The organism is Niabella yanshanensis, assembly GCF_034424215.1.
GTDB lineage: Bacteria > Bacteroidota > Bacteroidia > Chitinophagales > Chitinophagaceae > Niabella > Niabella yanshanensis.
Window position 1 is genome coordinate 1,173,829 of sequence record NZ_CP139960.1, and the last position, 16,538, is coordinate 1,190,366.

Annotated in this window: 16 protein-coding genes; 11 read left to right on the plus strand and 5 right to left on the minus strand. The window is 40.6% G+C overall.

All coding sequences use genetic code 11. The features are described from left to right. Window positions 1-275: 275 nt before the first annotated feature. A complete protein-coding gene (locus U0035_RS04415) occupies window positions 276-2,318 on the minus strand; it encodes an ATP-binding protein (RefSeq protein ID WP_114788838.1) in 2,043 nt (680 codons plus the stop codon). Continuing rightward, a complete protein-coding gene (locus U0035_RS04420) occupies window positions 2,315-3,706 on the minus strand; it encodes an SIR2 family protein (protein WP_114788839.1) in 1,392 nt (463 codons plus the stop codon). Before U0035_RS04420 ends, U0035_RS04415 begins: the two co-directional genes overlap by 4 nt. A gap of 567 nt (window positions 3,707-4,273) precedes the next feature. Between U0035_RS04420 and U0035_RS04425 the strand changes: the two genes are divergently transcribed. Next, on the plus strand, window positions 4,274-4,909 hold the full coding sequence (locus U0035_RS04425) for a DUF6266 family protein (protein WP_114788840.1): 636 nt from the start codon (window positions 4,274-4,276) through the stop codon (window positions 4,907-4,909). A 694-nt stretch (window positions 4,910-5,603) separates the two neighbouring features. After that, window positions 5,604-5,891, plus strand: a complete 288-nt coding sequence (locus tag U0035_RS04430) for a helix-turn-helix domain-containing protein (RefSeq protein ID WP_114788841.1) — start codon at window positions 5,604-5,606, stop codon at window positions 5,889-5,891. A 55-nt stretch (window positions 5,892-5,946) separates the two neighbouring features. On the opposite strand, the gene U0035_RS04435 is transcribed toward U0035_RS04430, so the two are convergent. Together U0035_RS04435 and U0035_RS04440 are read right to left on the minus strand one after the other, a co-directional pair. Then, complete coding sequence (locus U0035_RS04435; RefSeq protein WP_114788842.1) at window positions 5,947-8,034, minus strand: PAS domain-containing protein; 2,088 nt, start codon at window positions 8,032-8,034, stop codon at window positions 5,947-5,949. A gap of 345 nt (window positions 8,035-8,379) precedes the next feature. After that, window positions 8,380-8,586, minus strand: coding sequence for an ArsR family transcriptional regulator (locus U0035_RS04440; RefSeq protein WP_114788843.1), 207 nt, complete (start codon window positions 8,584-8,586; stop codon window positions 8,380-8,382). A gap of 86 nt (window positions 8,587-8,672) precedes the next feature. Between U0035_RS04440 and U0035_RS04445 the strand changes: the two genes are divergently transcribed. After that, window positions 8,673-9,566: a VIT1/CCC1 transporter family protein gene (locus U0035_RS04445; protein ID WP_245957535.1), complete on the plus strand. Its 894-nt coding sequence runs from the start codon at window positions 8,673-8,675 to the stop codon at window positions 9,564-9,566. 96 nt (window positions 9,567-9,662) lie between these two features. On the opposite strand, the gene U0035_RS04450 is transcribed toward U0035_RS04445, so the two are convergent. Next, the gene (locus tag U0035_RS04450; protein ID WP_114788844.1) at window positions 9,663-10,274 is read right to left on the minus strand and encodes a dihydrofolate reductase family protein; all 612 of its coding nucleotides are present in this window, start codon (window positions 10,272-10,274) and stop codon (window positions 9,663-9,665) included. Between the two features lie 194 nt (window positions 10,275-10,468). Between U0035_RS04450 and U0035_RS04455 the strand changes: the two genes are divergently transcribed. The 8 genes from U0035_RS04455 to U0035_RS04490 all read left to right on the plus strand — a co-directional run bounded on the left by U0035_RS04455 (window position 10,469) and on the right by U0035_RS04490 (window position 16,528). Beyond that, the gene (locus U0035_RS04455; protein ID WP_245957538.1) at window positions 10,469-11,062 is read left to right on the plus strand and encodes a TetR/AcrR family transcriptional regulator; all 594 of its coding nucleotides are present in this window, start codon (window positions 10,469-10,471) and stop codon (window positions 11,060-11,062) included. A gap of 46 nt (window positions 11,063-11,108) precedes the next feature. Then, a complete protein-coding gene (locus tag U0035_RS04460) occupies window positions 11,109-11,597 on the plus strand; it encodes an acyl-CoA thioesterase (RefSeq protein WP_114788845.1) in 489 nt (162 codons plus the stop codon). Between the two features lie 2 nt (window positions 11,598-11,599). Further along, window positions 11,600-12,139, plus strand: coding sequence for a YbhB/YbcL family Raf kinase inhibitor-like protein (locus U0035_RS04465; protein WP_114788846.1), 540 nt, complete (start codon window positions 11,600-11,602; stop codon window positions 12,137-12,139). Between the two features lie 58 nt (window positions 12,140-12,197). After that, window positions 12,198-12,782 (plus strand): DUF1572 family protein, encoded by a 585-nt coding sequence (locus U0035_RS04470; RefSeq protein WP_114788847.1) that lies wholly within the window; start codon window positions 12,198-12,200, stop codon window positions 12,780-12,782. Further along, window positions 12,779-13,138, plus strand: a complete 360-nt coding sequence (locus U0035_RS04475; RefSeq protein WP_114788848.1) for a nuclear transport factor 2 family protein — start codon at window positions 12,779-12,781, stop codon at window positions 13,136-13,138. Before U0035_RS04470 ends, U0035_RS04475 begins: the two co-directional genes overlap by 4 nt. A gap of 78 nt (window positions 13,139-13,216) precedes the next feature. Continuing rightward, window positions 13,217-13,738, plus strand: coding sequence for a DinB family protein (locus U0035_RS04480; RefSeq protein WP_114788849.1), 522 nt, complete (start codon window positions 13,217-13,219; stop codon window positions 13,736-13,738). A 583-nt stretch (window positions 13,739-14,321) separates the two neighbouring features. Further along, window positions 14,322-15,284, plus strand: coding sequence for a fatty acid desaturase family protein (locus tag U0035_RS04485; protein WP_114788850.1), 963 nt, complete (start codon window positions 14,322-14,324; stop codon window positions 15,282-15,284). 74 nt (window positions 15,285-15,358) lie between these two features. Next, window positions 15,359-16,528 (plus strand): DEAD/DEAH box helicase, encoded by a 1,170-nt coding sequence (locus U0035_RS04490; protein WP_114788851.1) that lies wholly within the window; start codon window positions 15,359-15,361, stop codon window positions 16,526-16,528. Window positions 16,529-16,538: the final 10 nt, after the last annotated feature.

Here is a 16,538-nt window from a genome sequence, read left to right on the forward strand (position 1 = left end):
ACGAGTAGCCGCTTGTTACTTTACGCTCATAAATAAGATTTCGAAAGACAATTTAAAATTCGTCAATCGAAGTTCTAATTTTCATATATGATGTCAGGCTAGTTTAAAACCTAACAGAGATGCTGTTGCGATTCATTTATGAGATGCCTGGGTTGATGGAAGAAGCAAATCCCACTACAAAAATAACTACGGATACTCAGACCAACAACAATTGACTCTCCGATAAAATGATTTTTATTGAGCATCAACCTGAATAAAAAAGCGCATGTTAAAAATTACAAATCAACGTTAAATTCTTTTTCTCTAAACCAGTTTTTGCTTATTTCATTATTATCACTTTTAGGTTTTGGATTTGCTTCATTGACTACAAAGGTTGTTGGCAAGTTTACAGCGTGCCCAAAAATTAATGCGTGTTGAGTCGGTATTGATGGCATCCGTCTTAAAATCGTTTCGGAAATATGCGGTGTAATTTGTCGTATATGTGATAGATCTTCTGGGTTTTGAATCCGATGTACAATAAAATTACTACACTGTGATAAGACTGTTTTTGAGAGCTCACTTGGTCTCTGAGAAGAAACAAGTAAAAACATGCCATATTTCCTGCCTTCTTTGGCAATTCGCTCAAATATCTTATTAGCATCTCCAAATACCTTTCCAGAGTCCGTTGAAATATATCTATGTGCTTCTTCCAATACAAGATTCACAGGATATGTATTTCTTTGCTTGGCAGTTCTAAGCTTTTCAAAAATCAACCTAGATAGAACACAAGATATCACTTCTACAGTCTCATCATTGGCAGAATTCAAATCGATAACTGTAACTTGAGCTTTTTTCTCATTGGAAATAAGGGGAGCATCCATCCCTAAGAATTGATATATATATTCAAGCGGATCAACATTCGACTTAATCCCCGTTAAGAAATCAAAATCATCTCTCTCCTTTATACTTTTAAATCTGGTTAAAAGCGAGGAGCAATAATCCCTTATTTGTCGATTTCCGTGCGCTTCTTCGTAAAGTATCGCTATATCTAAGGCGCTTTCGAGTAATCCAAAATCAAAAACCTGATTGGCCTGATAAGAAGGAAGGTGAAAATTTGATGATAGAAATTTATAGTCCCCTTCATCAGTTTTTTGTTCAAGATAGCCAAATAAATATTGGATACCCTTCATTTCTCCGAAATGAATAAAAAGACAATTTTCAATGGTGCAATTGACATTTTGGATTCCGTTATGGAATGTAGAATTGTTGCAATTAACTGCTAAATTAATTTCACTTGTATTGAATTTCTGTAATATGGATTTAATCCTGTCTTTCTTTGAAGGGCTACTTGTTTCGTCTCTCAAAATCTGAGTAATACAAGACGCAAGTATATGGTTTTTTACGGCATTAGTCGCCCCTGATTGAAATAAAACAGCAAGAGCTAAAGCATTTCTCAAAATAGGTAACTGTGATTTTTCACTTGCTTTTAATAGCAACGCCCATTCTTCGATATTTAAGAACCAATGAGGTAAAGTGAATTTTTGTATTGATGTATTACTTTCTTCTATTTGATCAATCGAAAAATTTCTAACTTCAATATTCTTATTATGGATTTTAATTTTCCCAAAGGCTTGGCTATATTCTCCATTTACATCAAAGAATATAAAAGTGCTACCTGTCGCACTATATTCGTCAAATCTATATAGTGTTTGTAGCATGGATGCTATTGTACAGGACTTCCCGCTTCCTGTATTACCGAGTATTGCGGAATGACTTCCAAAAAATTTATCAATATCAACTTTCACCTCATAGTCGGGGAAAATAGTTGATTTCCCAATAGGCAATGCCGTGTACCGATCTTTACACTGGCAGTCTCCATTTTTGCAATCCTCTTTTTCTTGACACCTTCTTTCCTTTACCCTATCTATTTTAAATATCGTGTCCAGTTCTTGTTCCTTTATATACAGCACATCTGAATACAAAGTAGGGTAAACACTCACTCCAAAATCGAAATTTAGCACATCATCTTCTTTAATCTTTATAGTTCCAATAGGCAACACATCGAGGAATTTTCCCGCTTGAACTTTGCTTAAAATTTGATCTGTTGGGTTTGAAAATGGAACATTCAGATCTTTTTCTCGAACGCCCGAAACCTCAGCTACAATATAATAGTTTTGGTATGGTACGATAACATAGCTATTTAACTGCGCGAAATAGTGAATATCATCAAACCCGCTAACATTGAAGTTTTCTAAACCACTCAAAAGTTCAACTGAAAAGCGGTCGGAATTTATAGCTACGACTTTTCCAATTACTCTTTGTTTGTCTTCTTTGGTCATTTCAATAACTCTTTTAATTTATTAATGGTATCCTCCATTTTTTTATCTAGATCCTCGGCGGTCAAATCCGGCAAAATTTCCTCAACAAACCTTTTAAAGTAATGAATTGGAATACCTTCCTCATCAGGATGATCCGCTTCACCAATTATCCATATTCTTGAATCATTTAGATCTAATAACTGCCCAATTGCACTGCCCTCGGTTGGTTGTCCAATAACTATTAATCTAAACGAGGGGATTGTAAATGCTTGAAAGATTAAGTTATTGATATGCTCGTCATTAAAACTGTATCCTACAGTTACCAAAATATTATTGTTTTGCATGAGCTTTCGTTGAAACTCACGAAACAAATCAGAATATGGACTTCCGAGGCTGGCATTGTATTTTAGCGGCGTTGGATGAATCATTATTGTTGACTCATCTTTCAGACGAGCATATTCAGGGTCTTGTATCTCTTTTACATTAAATAGCTTATTCTGTCTTTGCCCTTTAGCTTCCACCCAATTCACAGACCCATGTACTTTATATAGATAGAAGAAATTATCAATTACACTCCATTTTGATTGGGACAAATCCATTTTTTCAGCGAGAGCATAATTGAAAATCGCCGGATTAAAAAACTTACTAATTCCTCCTGTAAAACCATTCACATAGTGTATACCCAGTAAGTCCATTGCCTTCTCTGAGTAAAGGTCATAATTGGTTGTGAAAATGTTCAGTCTTGGCAAAGTCGAATTTCTAGATAAAAGCTTTCGGTAAAATTGTTTGTATAATTCAATTACAGGAGAGTCATTACTTGGAGTTCCGTTATTTTCTTTTGAATTATTTTCATTTAGGCATTTTTTTAAGAGAAAATTTCGAGCTAGAAGCATTATGGAATCGATCTTTTCTGCCTGCGTCAGTTCCTCAAATGGTTTTGAAATCTCTTTTTTCTCTTCATTATCGCTAGATTTATCATCCTCAGATTTTTTCGTCTTTCTTAAATGATAAAACGACAAACTATGTAACGTTGATAAAAACATTTCGAGATTCGTTGAAAAGGTTTTATCAGAAACGTCTATATTTAATTCTTTATTCAGCCACTCTTTTTGTTCTTTAAAATCATCTAAGTTGTAAAACTCTTTTGCCAATGGAGCCATTACAGGAATTCCTATTTGCTTTACCTCCAAGATGGGGGTATCAGGAGTTTCTTCGGGACCAACTTTTTTTTCTTCTCTAACCTCATAAGAAGAGCAGCCGCTACCTAATAAAAATGAAAGATTTTTATTATCAAGAACTTTCAAAAAGGAATCCTGAATCTTCTTCTTCCCAGTTTGATCTGATTTCTGACCATTTCCCTTTTCTGATTCCAATATATTATCGTTACCCTTATAAAAAAATATTGCCATGGCTAAAAATTATTGTTTAATGTGAACCACGCCGATTCATAATTGTTTACTACAACTTTCTATAGAGGTATTTTATGACATATTTTCAAAATGGCTCACTACCCCATAAGCAGATGCTAGACTAAAATACTTCGTTTTTTTGAAATGAAAAAAGATGCTTGGTCTTATAATATCTCTCTCAATTAGTTTTACCGGATAAAGTTCAACGTTTTAACACACCAACAGGGTATATATACAAACCAACATAAAGGTACCCCCAACCGATACAGAAACGATACAGCAACGATATACGAAGGATACAGCCAGGATACAGAAACGATACAGAAACGATACAGAAACGATACAGCCGGGATACAGAAAGGATACAGAAAACCTGCGTTTAGGGATCATAAGAGATCACAAGGGATCACAAGAGATCACAAGGGATCAGAAGGGATCAGGAAGGATCATAAGAGATCACAAGGGGTCAGAAGGGATCACAAGGGATCAAAAAAACAAAACGGCGCTTTAATAGCCCAATTTTATACCAGCAAACATTCATCTATTCATTTTTTAAAAATTAAAGTTATGGGAAGAGTGACTAATTCTATTTTAAGCGGCACATCTGGCCGCACGGGGCGCGTTGTTATTGCCAATGTGCACGGTGTGGAGGTAAGCCGCGCCAGGCCCACAGCGCGCAGCAGCTCCACCGGGCCGCAAAACGCCCACCGGGAGCTGTTTCGTTTTGCAGTAGCCTTTTTAGGTTTGTATAAACCCTTTGCCCGCCTGTTTTTTGGCAAGCGTAAAGGGCTGGTAACGCCCTATAACCAGGCACAGGCCAATGTGCTGGAAAACACCGGGTACAACGGCAGTGATATTGTTATTAACTACAACCAGGTGATGATCTCTAAAGGGCCCCTGCTGGATATGGTTCCGGGCAACATCAGCGCCGGGGCCGCACAGGCTATTACAGTTACCTGGAGCAATAATGCGCCGCCGGCCAGCGATAATGAAAACGATTGGTGCACCCTTTTTGTGTACCTGCCCGCGCGCATGAACGGACAGCTTTTTGCCGGCGTGGCGGCGCGCCGCACCGGCACCGCCACCATCAACATGCTGCCCTTATACGCCGGCGAAGAAGCGCATGTGTGGGCTGCCTTTACGGATGAAACCGGCACTGTGGCCTGTAACTCGAAATACATGGGCTCTGTTACATTAACCTGATCGTTTAAAAAAACGACCAATGCCGGGGGCACCACGTAGCTCCCGGCATTTTGCTGTACGCCAATGCGGGTATTAACAACAAACCATTACAAAGGATACAATTCAAATTCGCTTTAAGCTGTACGCAATCGTCTCCAAAGGAGTCCTTCGGACATTCCTATACCAGTGAAGCTGTCGGCGAATCTCCTCTGTTAGGGAGACCCCCGTCCGAACGGATGTTCATCCGGGCGGGTTTCGACTCCACTACCTTCCGCTGTTAATGACAAGTGATCTAAAGTGTTAAAAACGAATGTCGTCCTGAGCATGACGAAGGACATCAATATCCTACGCTCAAGGCTTCGTCGAGCTCTCCAAAGGAGTCCATTGGACAGCCTGACAACGCTCTTGTCATTCTAAAGAACCTGCTTTTGCCGGCCGGCAGGCTTAACCTATGGTTATTTGTGCCTTAAGGCGACGGTTCTTTTTGGCATTTCATTATAATTTAAAGTTTGTATATTCATAGTAAGATTTCCGTTTGCTGATCTATGACCGGCTAATCATGATGAACCAAACGGAAACAAGGTGCGCGTGCTGACTATTGGATCAACATGCTTTCGCCATCGTACCCTGGTCTTCGTCATCCCGATAGCTATCGGGACAGACTGACAATACTATTGACACAGGCTCTTTTTATAACCTTTTCAAAACATCCAACATGGCAACCAAAGTAAATCTGTCTGTACACCAATTAGAGCATCTTCAAAAAAAATACGAAGCATCTGACGCATTTGAGCTGGTGAACAATAAGGCAATGATGCGTATGCTGCATATTTCTAAAAGCACGCTTTACCGGCTACGTACCGAAATGAATATACCCTATATTAGAGTGGGCCGGCAAATATTTTATATACGGGGCATGGTAATACGGCAGCTGCTGGCACAACATGAGGGGCTGCCGCTGATGGACCGGAACAATAAGAGGACCGCGGGCGAACAGCATTGAACAGCTATTAAGGGATGTAAATTTTAAATTGTGTTTAAGCGTGCTACCCCCCTACCTACGCATCAATTGCGTTTGTTTTATCATTTATATCCTTAATGGTATTGTCCAGCTCGTGGGCTACATTTAAAATATGCTGTAAAGCCTCTGCGTTGCTGATGTCAGCAATATCTTCAAAATTGAAAAGGCTAACAAGTCCCATGATTGCAGCCACATGGTTACGCACTTTGTGCGACTGGATCCAGGCTATTTCCCGCAGACGCTCATTCTGTTTTTCTATTTTTAATAAATACTTTTTTATTTCTGTTATATCACGGCTAAAACAGCTTACTCCAATAATATCATCGTTATCACCATGAACAGGGTTAAATCTTGTTTCGCTAATTTTAGGCACACTATTTAATTCATATTCTTCAATAATATCAAAAGCTTCTCCTTTTAAAGCACGCTTATAATACTGTTCCCAGTTATCTACCTTACCTGTCCTGGCCAACTTGTTCAATACACTCTCTCCTATACGCTGGTACACTCCGGTGAACTGTTGTTTCGTATATATATAAGAGCGATTGGCCGCAGTAAGCAGCAGCCCGCTATCCACCGACCAAATTAAATCATCTGTATTATCAATTAATGCCCTGAGCCTGCGTTCATTTTCTTCTATCTTTTCTCTCAGTAACCGTTCTTCTGTACGGTCGGAAAAGTATATGGCAAGACCATGCCGGGTAGGATAAACAGAAATTGAAAACCATTTTTGGGAAACAAGGGGATGCCATTCGGATTGAACCAATGCCCGGTTCTCCATCGCCTGCAACAGATCTTCATAAAAACCGGATTGTTGTAAGTGCGGAAACACTTTCCAAATGTTTTGGCCGATAGAATATGATCTTTCGATAGAGAACATTTTTTCAAATGCCTTGTTGATGTAGGTAAAATGCCAATTCCTGTCGATAGCGCAAAAGCCATCTGTAATGCTTTCCAGAATATTTTCAAGCTCTTCAGACTTGGCTAGTAGCTCGCTTTGATACCGTACCATATCTGTAATGTCGATAGTTAACCCGCTTAGGGTATCGGGGATGTGGCCGTTACCCTTCTTCAGCACCGCATTTCCCTTCAAATGCTTAACGGAGCCGTCTTTGTGAAATATCCTGAACTGTGATTCGGTTTTGCCCTCAGTAAGCGCCTGCCGAATGGACGCTTCAAATTTATCTTTGTCTTCAATGAGAATTGAATTGAGAAATATGCTGGGGTCGGCCATCATTTCAGCCGGCGTATACCCGTAAACTTTATAACAGGCCGGATTGGTGTACAACAATTGGAAATTATCAGTTCTTGTTTGCCAAACAACTTCATTCATATTAGTAAGCAGGTCATCGAGCCGCTCCTTTTGATTATTAACTGTCCGCAATAGTTGCTCGTTCTGCTCGGCAGCAAGAACCTTATCATTAACATCGATGGCTGTAACCAAAGCTATATCTCTTTGCCTGTAGTTTAAATCGCAGGCCAGAACGTCGACATAAAATACCTCACCCGATTTCTTCCTGTGCCGCCAGGTTCTCAGGCCAAGCTTGTTCTGAATATTTGAAACGAGTTGGGGTATATCTTCCTCAGGCCGTATGTCTTTTACCGTCATGCCTTCAAATTCAGTAGCGGTATAGCCATACGTATTAATGGCGGCCTGGTTAACGTAAAGAAATTTATAGGTTCGGCGGTCGTATATCCACATAGGAAGCGGGCTTTGAAAAACTACTTGCTCCATATCGAGTACTTCCGTAAGTCGCTTATCCTCGTTAATATGCAGCCCGTACATTTTCCCCAGCTGCTTTAAAAGTACTTTGGCCGGCCGTGATGCCAGCTCCTGTAGCTGCAAACAATGCCATCCGTTAGCTTCAAAGACGTCGTGTTTTATTGCATCAGACAAAATGATCAGCTGAAAATGTGAAGCCCGCATTGAGCGAATCGCGTTACAATCCATCTCAGTCATAACGCAAATAATAGTAAAGGCCCGCTCCCCGCTTTCTGCTACCCGGTTGTCTAATTTCACGCTTCTATCTATAAAATCCGGATTAAATCCTGCCTCCAGTAAGGCTTCGTAAACATGCGTAAAAGCCTGGTCTTCCTGCCCAACAATCAATATCCTGTCATTCATACAGATGAGGGTTTATATATCTGAAAAAATCAAAGTCAATAGTAAAACTGAAATAGCCAAAAATACCTATTGCCAGTTTAACAATGGTACCAGATAGTATAAAATATTGAGGCTCTCCAAAACCCTTAGTGGAATGGGAAGTTAAAGTCTTTGAAATAGAGGTCTTTAAGTTTAAGCAGGGTCACTTAAAAATTTCTTTTAAGCCCTTGCCGATGCTTTTTACGTATGGCAAGCCATGCCCGGCGAAAGGATCCTGATGAGCCGTTTGCTATTCTTTATATGCTGCAAAACAGGCCGGACCCTGTGCCTATACCATTCCGTTAAGCAATTAGCAAAGAGAGCGGATCAGGCTGATGCGATCTGTGAGAGATCAATACCCAGCCTGGCAAATTCGCGTTCCCCCTTTTCTGTAATATAAAAATGTTTATCGGCAGGTACTTCTTTAGCAATCCATCCTTTTACTACAAACTGTTCCATCAATAATTCACCTAATTTTCCGCCGATATGGTTATAGCAGCTTTTTGCCGGTTTTTTATTTGCTGATTGTTTCATGTTTCAATTATTAGTTATACGTGCGTCATTACCACCTTCTTATATAAATGTAGTCAATTCATGTTATAAAAAAAGTGACCAGGACGTTGAAGAAGGAAATTGAAAGGGCAACAGGGCCCAAACGGGAAATGACAAATATGCTGATACTATCATGTATACCTGCATTCAACCCGCTACAGCCCGCAAAAAATACTGGCGGACCGGAGAAATGCAACTATTTTTATTACCGGGTAACCCATAAAACCAGGAACATGGCTAAAAAAGAAAATACAATAAAGGAAATTACGATTGACAATTATTTAGACAGCCATTATATTAACCGCAGCAACTGGCTGAGAGCGGCTGTACTGGGCGCCAATGACGGTATTATTTCCATATCGAGCCTGGCGATTGGCGTGGCAGCTGCCAGCGCCGCAAGAGCGCCTATACTGCTGGCTGCCGTAGCGGGGCTTGTGGCCGGCGCCTTATCGATGGCGGCTGGTGAATATGTATCAGTAAGCTCTCAAACCGATATTGAAAAAGCAGACATTAAACGGGAAGCCAGGGAACTGGAGGAGATGCCGGAAGTGGAGCTGAATATACTGGCTCAAATATATGAACGGCGGGGCCTGCAAAAAGAAACCGCAATGCAGGTGGCCAAAGAACTGACGGAAAAAGATGCTTTGGCTGCGCATGTAAAAGATGAGCTGGGCATTAATGAAATAAGCCAGGCCAACCCTATGCAGGCAGCGCTGGCCTCGGGCGCCTCCTTTACAGTTGGAGGAGTATTGCCCTTACTGGTAACGTTATTGGCACCCGTTGCAGGTATGGCGTATTGGCTTTACGGCTTTACTGTTGTTTTTCTGATGGTGCTGGGCATACTTTCTGCAAAAACCGGCGGCTCGGGCATTACAAAAGCTATTTTAAGAATTACTATTTGGGGCACCATAGCCATGGGCTTATCTGCATTGGTGGGCTACTTATTTGGGGTAAATGTGTGATGACAAGCGAACACCCGATACGGAACAACCTGAGCCCATTGCTGTATTGAAATAATAACGGGAATGGATACCCCGGATGAAAAATAGCTACCCGTTTTACGATTCAACCCCGTAGGTTAACAAAGCCCGGCCTGATTCATCGGGCTGGGCCCGGACTAATTGAAGCGAATGCGGACGGGCTACCTTAAAGAGCGGCACGCCACTGCCCAGAATGACGGGGTGAACAATAAGCCGCAGCTCATCAAGCAGGCCTGCATTGATAAGGCTGGAAACAAGGCCTGCCCCTCCTACTACGTAAATATTCTTTCCTTCTGTATTTTTTAGTTTTTCCACTTCGGCAATATCCCGGACGATCTGCACCCCGGGCCATGAAGCCATTTGAAGCGTCGTTGATAAAACAACATGAGGTGTTGTAGCTGCAAACTGCGCGTAGGCAATCTCCCGGGCGGAAGGAGCACGATGCTGCTGCGAAGGAAGCTCGGGCATAGGCGGCATAACCTGAGGATTTTTAAATATCGCCCCCCAATAATCGCCATACTCGGGGTACATTTTTCCGCCTAAAAGAAACATATCAACGTCTTCAATTAACCGGATGGCATCTGCCCATGAATCGATCCAGTTGGTACGCTCTTCCTGGTCGGCAATAAACCCGTCCAGCGAAACCTGCATGGCTGCTATCATTTTCCTGGTAGTAGTTGTTGTTGTCATATTTACTGGTTTATATTGGCTCGTAATACTATTAACCGGTATGTAAAGCTACTACCATGTTTTATTACTTCTGATGGGCAAAATAGACTTTTTACGGGGCGGATTTGGACACATCGTTTTACAGTACATTAAAATATACCATTCGGTATATTTATATTATCTTTATGACTGATTACCTGGTTTAACTTTTAATAATGATAAGCAAAGCAGAAAAAACAAGACAGTTTATAGTGGAGCAAACCGCGCCTGTTTTTAATGAAAAAGGCTATGCGGGTACCTCGCTTGCTGATTTAACTGATGCTACGGGGCTTACGAAAGGCAGCATATACGGTAATTTTGAAAACAAAGACGAAGTAGCCCTTGCTGCATTTGATTATAATTTTAACCGTGTTACCCATTATATTAAGGAAAAAATTTTAGCAACAGAGCATTCAATAGAACGGCTTTTGGTATACCCCAAAGTATACCGCAATTTTTTAACCATCCCGTTTTTGAAACCCGGTTGCCCCATTTTAAATACCGCTACCGAAGCGGATGATACCCACCCGCAGTTGAGAGAGCGGGCGGCAAAAGCCCTCTCCTTTTGGAAAACATCAATAGAAAATCAAATAAAAAGAGGCATAAAAAGAGGCGAAATACAAGCAGGCACCAGGCCAACTGAAGTGGCTGTTATTTTAATGTCGCTTATTGAGGGTGCTATTATGCAGGCCAAAGTTACCGGCAAACCCACCGGGCTGCATATTGCTATGAATTTTTTAGCACAGTATATCAATAGTTTGAAAGTTTAATTTTTTTTAATATAAAATATACCGATCGGTATAATAAACTAATGTAATGACATCTTTTAGAAAATTGCTGGAAAGTAAAACGAGGGTTCAATACCAGGATTGCGATCCTTTCAATCATTTGAACAACTCGCGCTACATAGATTATATGATGGCCGCCCGTACCGAACAGCTGCTTGACCATTATGGATGGAACACATTTGAAATAGCTACGCTACAAGGAACCGGGTGGGTATCTGCAGAAACAAAAATTTCTTACCTGCTTCCGGCCTTATGGATGGAGGTGATAACTATTGAAACCCGGCTTATTGCTTACTCTAATAGCAGCCTGCTGGTGGAAGCTATAACTTATAATGAAGATAAAACACATACCAAAGCCATTATGTGGGCCAAACTGGTACATTTTGATATAAAAGCCCAACGCAGCTTGAAACATTCAGAAGAGCTAATGCGCTTTTTGGAACAGATACATTACCCGGTAGACCACTATCCCACCTTTGAAGAACGGGTACAAACCCTGAAACAATTAAATAGATAATTATGAAACGGATCATTTTAATTACAGCTATGCTTGCAGGTATGGCCGCGCATGCACAAACATTTACGCTGAAAAGTAACGAGCTGGGCGGGCAGGCTACCCACAAACAAGTGCTGAATGGATTTGGGTGCAATGGTGAAAATAAGTCGCCCCAACTGTTTTGGGAAAATGCGCCTAACGGAACAAAAAGCTTTGCCGTTACTATTTTTGATGAAGATGCACCAACGGGAAGCGGCTGGTGGCATTGGTTGATTTTTGATATTGCGGCTTCCATTAAAGCATTAAAACCGGGCGCCGGAAATGTAAAAAGTGAAGCAGCACCTAAAAATGCGATACAAAGTAAAACTGATTTTGGAACACCGGGATACAGCGGCCCCTGCCCTACACCGGGAAGCGGTTTTCATAAATATACCATTACCGTATATGCGCTGGATGTAAAAAACCTGGGGCTTGATGCCAATGCCAACCCGGCATTGGTGGGCTTTACTTTAAACCAGCATTTAATACAAAAAGCATCTATGATCATGTATTTTAAAAAATGATGAAACGCTAACTTGCACTTATTATTCACCCGGTTTCATTATTCAAACAAATCAGAAAATGGACTATCCTCAATCATTTATTCAAAACATCATTCAACAATTTGAATATTACAAAATGCTTGGCGACAAAACATTTGGGCAAGTGCCTGATGAAAAATTGTTTTGGCAATACAACGAAGCCAGCAATAGCATAGCCACTATTGTAAAGCATTTATGGGGCAATATGCTGAGCCGGTGGACCGATTTTTTAACTACTGACGGTGAAAAAGAATGGAGAAACCGCGATGATGAATTTGAAAACGATATTGCTACAAAAGATGCGCTATTGCAAAAATGGGATGCCGGCTGGAAAGTATTTTTAGACGCGTTGAGATCATTAAAAGAAGAAGACCTTGAAAAGGTAATTTATATACGCAACCAGGGGCATACTGTAATAGAGGCTATCAACAGGCAGCTGGCGCATTACCCATACCATATAGGGCAAATTGTTTTAATTGGGAAGATGTGTGCCCCTAACTGGGTTTCGCTTTCCATTCCCAAAGGAAATTCAAAATCGTTTAATGACGATAAGTTTTTGAAACCCAAACAGAAGACGCATTTTACCGATGAATTTTTAAATAGACCCAAAGACCAACCAACATGATAACAGACGAATTTGCAAAAGCATTTGCAGCAGCATGGATCAATGCATGGAATAACCACAACCTTGAGCATATATTGGAACATTACGAAAATGATGTTGCGTTTTACTCGCCGCTTATCCGGTTGCTGAACTTTAATAATGAAGGTGCAATTAAAAACAAAGCTGATTTAAAAAAGTATTTTGAAACAGGTTTAAAAAATTACCCGGATTTGCATTTTAAATTGCATCATTGCTTTGCGGGAGTACATTCTATTGTTATTTACTATTCCTCTGTTAATGAACAATTATGCGCCGAAGTTTTTGAATTAAGCGAAAATGGTAAGGCCAAACGGGTGCTTTGTAATTATGCCCAATAAACAGGAGCATTAGCATTTTGCATGCATATCCATTGATATAAAGAAATAAAAATTGCCAATTACACAAAAGAGAAACCAATGAAGTTTACATTATCAAAATCGCTGGAAATTATTGAAAGAACGCCAGGGGTTATTTATGCGATGCTTTCGGGTTTATCAGACGAATGGGTAACAAGCAACGAAGGCGATGCTACCTGGAACGCTAAAGAAGTAGTGGCGCACCTGATTATTTGTGAGCAAACCAATTGGCTTGCACGGGCAAAAATTATTTTATCGGATGATGCCAACAAAAACCTGGAGCCTATTGATATGACCACCCATTTTGAGCTTGCAAAAAACCATTCGTTAGAAACATTGCTCCACATGTTTAAAACACTTAGGGAAGAGAGTGTTGCAGCACTAAAAAACTTCAATCTTCAGCTTGAAGATTTTACAAAACACGCCTTTCACCCGAAAATTTTTGAAGTAAATTTGCAACAGCTTATTGCTACCTGGGTTACACACGACCTAAGCCACCTCACTCAAATCTCAAGAATAATGGCCCAACAGTACAAAAACGAAGTGGGCCCGTTTGAAGCCTATTTAAAAATACTTAAATGAACATCCTACACCAATTTCCCATACCGGATATTGTCAGTGGCATAAAGATTAAATGTTGCTACTGCCTTTCAACCTATATGGTTTTTTGTGATTACTGTACTTGATAAAAACGATCACTGCCTGGTAACAATAACCAAAAAACAACCAATGAATGGCCTGTAAATAGAGCATTTACTTAGGGGCCGCTGCCTATGATTATGCATATTAAATGCGGCCACAATTAAATCTTTTCCGTATTGTAACTTTATTTGTCTATCTTTGCATACTGTTAAGAAAGTAACAGAAAACTCTTTCAAAGTTCGTTGCAAATTGGAATTAGTATTTATCTTGCCTTAAAGCAGATCTTCTCCTGATACTTCCTCCCTTGTAATAAGTTGCCGCTTTATTAGAAAATACGGATAGGTCTGTTCCTGTTCGGACTTATTATTATTTATCAAATCTTCTTTTTATAAAAAAGTTATCATTTAAAAAATCAGAAGCTGCTGATTTTTCCACCACCCTGAAAGACCGTGTTGCAGCCTATTTAAAAACTAAAGGTAAAAACCGGTACGGCAACCGGGCCCTGATCTTCAAGACGATTTTCATGCTCTCGCTCTATTTTGTTCCCCTGGGCATTATTTGCTTTGGAGGTATCAGCCAGATATGGCAATTATTTGCCTTATTTATACTTAGCGGGTTAGGAATGGCTGGCATAGGTATGGGTATTATGCACGATGCATTACATGGCTCGTACTCTAAAAGTAAAACGCTTAATAAATGGATGGGGTATACCATGAACCTGATTGGAGCCAGCGATGAAGTATGGAAATTACAGCATAATGTGCTGCATCACAGCTTCACTAATATTGAGGAGCACGACGACGACATTAATGCTCCCTTCTTTCTGCGTTTTTCACCTCATGCTAAAAGAAACCGCCTGCATCCCTATCAACATTATTATGTTTGGCTATTTTATGGTTTATCTACAATATCCTGGATAACATCCAAAGATTTTATCAGGCTTAACCGCTACAGGAAATTGGGGCTGATTAAAGGAAAAGCTGAATATAAGAGACTTTTGTTAAGGATTATCTTCTGGAAATTTATTTACTTCTCTTATGTGCTTGTATTGCCGCTGCTGCTTACTTCGCTTGCCCCATGGATCGTGATCCTTGCGTTTTTAAGTATGCATTTTGTAACGGGCCTTTGCATATCCATCGTATTTCAAACGGCTCATGTAATGCCTGACACGTCTTATCCCCTGCCAGACGGTGCAGGTAAACTGGAACATGAGCGGCTGGTGCACCAACTCACTACGACCTGCAATTTTGCTCCCCGAAGCAAGTGGTTTTCGTGGCTGATAGGAGGTCTGAATTTCCAGATTGAACATCATTTATTCCCGCACATTTCTCATGTGCACTACAGGCACCTGGCACCTATTGTTAAGAAAACTACAGAAGAATTTGGTATACCTTATTACAGCTATTCTACATTTTTTTCTGCTATAAAAAGCCATGGCATAATGCTACGGCAGTTAGGCTCTATGCCTTGCAAGCCGACTACTTAAATAAAAGAAACACCTTTTATACCATCTTCAAACGTTTGATAAGCAGATGCTTTATCAATCATAAAAATAAACTAATGAAATACATTACAAAAAATAAAAAGAACAATAAGCAGCCGCGTACAGCCGGTGAAAAGAAAATAAAAACGATGGACCCCGCTTTACTGCAGGTACGGCCTGCAATGCAGGAATCAGCCGGCTTTGAAGCAACATTGGCTTTTTCGGATATGCCGGTTCATCAACTGTTGAAGCAAAATATACAAAACAAAGGTTACAGGTATCCGACAGAGATACAAGAGCGCGCTATACCCGCCCTTCTTAAAGGCGCAGATATCATTGGTATTGCGGCTACAGGTACAGGCAAAACAGGCGCTTTTCTGATACCCTTTATTGAACAATTATTACACAACAAAAATAGAACAGGCCTGGTGGTGGTACCCACGAGAGAGTTGGCCCAACAGGTTGCTGAAGAATTTAAAGCGCTAACGACAGGCATGAAATTTCGCGCTGCGTGTTTTATTGGCGGCACCAACGTGAACGCCGATATTGCCCGAGCAGGCGCAAAGAATCATTTGATCATTGCTACACCAGGACGATTGTTAGATCTGGTAAACAGGAAGGCCCTGCATCTGAACGCAATAGAGGTGCTGATATTGGATGAGTTTGACCGTATGCTTGATATGGGTTTTATCAACGATGTAACCACTATTGCATCCCTCACCCGTGCGCGCAGGCAAACCCTGTTATTTTCAGCCACTATTAATGCTTCACAGCAAACACTGATCCGCCAGCTTGTTCAAGACCCTCTTACTATAAACGTGAGTAGCGGCAAAAGCGCCAGCAGCACTGTAGAGCAAAACGTTTTGGAAGTGGCGCCCAATGAAAACAAAATGGAAGTGCTGTTTAACCTATTGAGCGGTGACAGCTTTGAGAAAGTAATGCTTTTTGCTGAAACCAAGCGAACGGTAGATAATATCAATAAGCAACTGGCACGAAGAGGCGTTAGATCAGATGTGATACATGGCAATAAATCGCAGCATTATCGTACAAAAGCCATCCAGCAATTTAAAACCGGCCACACGCGGGTATTGATCGCTACTGATGTTGCTTCAAGAGGTTTGGATGTACAGAATGTGACTCACGTAATCAATTACCAGCTACCCCAAACTATGGAAGCCTATATTCACCGGATTGGCCGTACCGGAAGAGCCGGTAAAAAAGGAATAGCTTATACATTTATCAATTAATACTTAAAAT

What these genes read in the sequence shown, in the direction of transcription:
- U0035_RS04415 (WP_114788838.1), bottom strand. Translation starts at nt 2,318, where the DNA reads ATGACCAAAGAAGACAAACAAAGAGTAATTGGAAAAGTCGTAGCTATA.
- U0035_RS04420 (WP_114788839.1), bottom strand. Translation starts at nt 3,706, where the DNA reads ATGGCAATATTTTTTTATAAGGGTAACGATAATATATTGGAATCAGAA.
- U0035_RS04425 (WP_114788840.1), top strand. Translation starts at nt 4,274, where the DNA reads ATGGGAAGAGTGACTAATTCTATTTTAAGCGGCACATCTGGCCGCACG.
- U0035_RS04430 (WP_114788841.1), top strand. Translation starts at nt 5,604, where the DNA reads ATGGCAACCAAAGTAAATCTGTCTGTACACCAATTAGAGCATCTTCAA.
- U0035_RS04435 (WP_114788842.1), bottom strand. Translation starts at nt 8,034, where the DNA reads ATGAATGACAGGATATTGATTGTTGGGCAGGAAGACCAGGCTTTTACG.
- U0035_RS04440 (WP_114788843.1), bottom strand. Translation starts at nt 8,586, where the DNA reads ATGAAACAATCAGCAAATAAAAAACCGGCAAAAAGCTGCTATAACCAT.
- U0035_RS04450 (WP_114788844.1), bottom strand. Translation starts at nt 10,274, where the DNA reads ATGACAACAACAACTACTACCAGGAAAATGATAGCAGCCATGCAGGTT.
- U0035_RS04455 (WP_245957538.1), top strand. Translation starts at nt 10,469, where the DNA reads ATGATAAGCAAAGCAGAAAAAACAAGACAGTTTATAGTGGAGCAAACC.
- U0035_RS04460 (WP_114788845.1), top strand. Translation starts at nt 11,109, where the DNA reads ATGACATCTTTTAGAAAATTGCTGGAAAGTAAAACGAGGGTTCAATAC.
- U0035_RS04465 (WP_114788846.1), top strand. Translation starts at nt 11,600, where the DNA reads ATGAAACGGATCATTTTAATTACAGCTATGCTTGCAGGTATGGCCGCG.
- U0035_RS04470 (WP_114788847.1), top strand. Translation starts at nt 12,198, where the DNA reads ATGGACTATCCTCAATCATTTATTCAAAACATCATTCAACAATTTGAA.
- U0035_RS04475 (WP_114788848.1), top strand. Translation starts at nt 12,779, where the DNA reads ATGATAACAGACGAATTTGCAAAAGCATTTGCAGCAGCATGGATCAAT.
- U0035_RS04480 (WP_114788849.1), top strand. Translation starts at nt 13,217, where the DNA reads ATGAAGTTTACATTATCAAAATCGCTGGAAATTATTGAAAGAACGCCA.
- U0035_RS04485 (WP_114788850.1), top strand. Translation starts at nt 14,322, where the DNA reads ATGCTCTCGCTCTATTTTGTTCCCCTGGGCATTATTTGCTTTGGAGGT.
- U0035_RS04490 (WP_114788851.1), top strand. Translation starts at nt 15,359, where the DNA reads ATGAAATACATTACAAAAAATAAAAAGAACAATAAGCAGCCGCGTACA.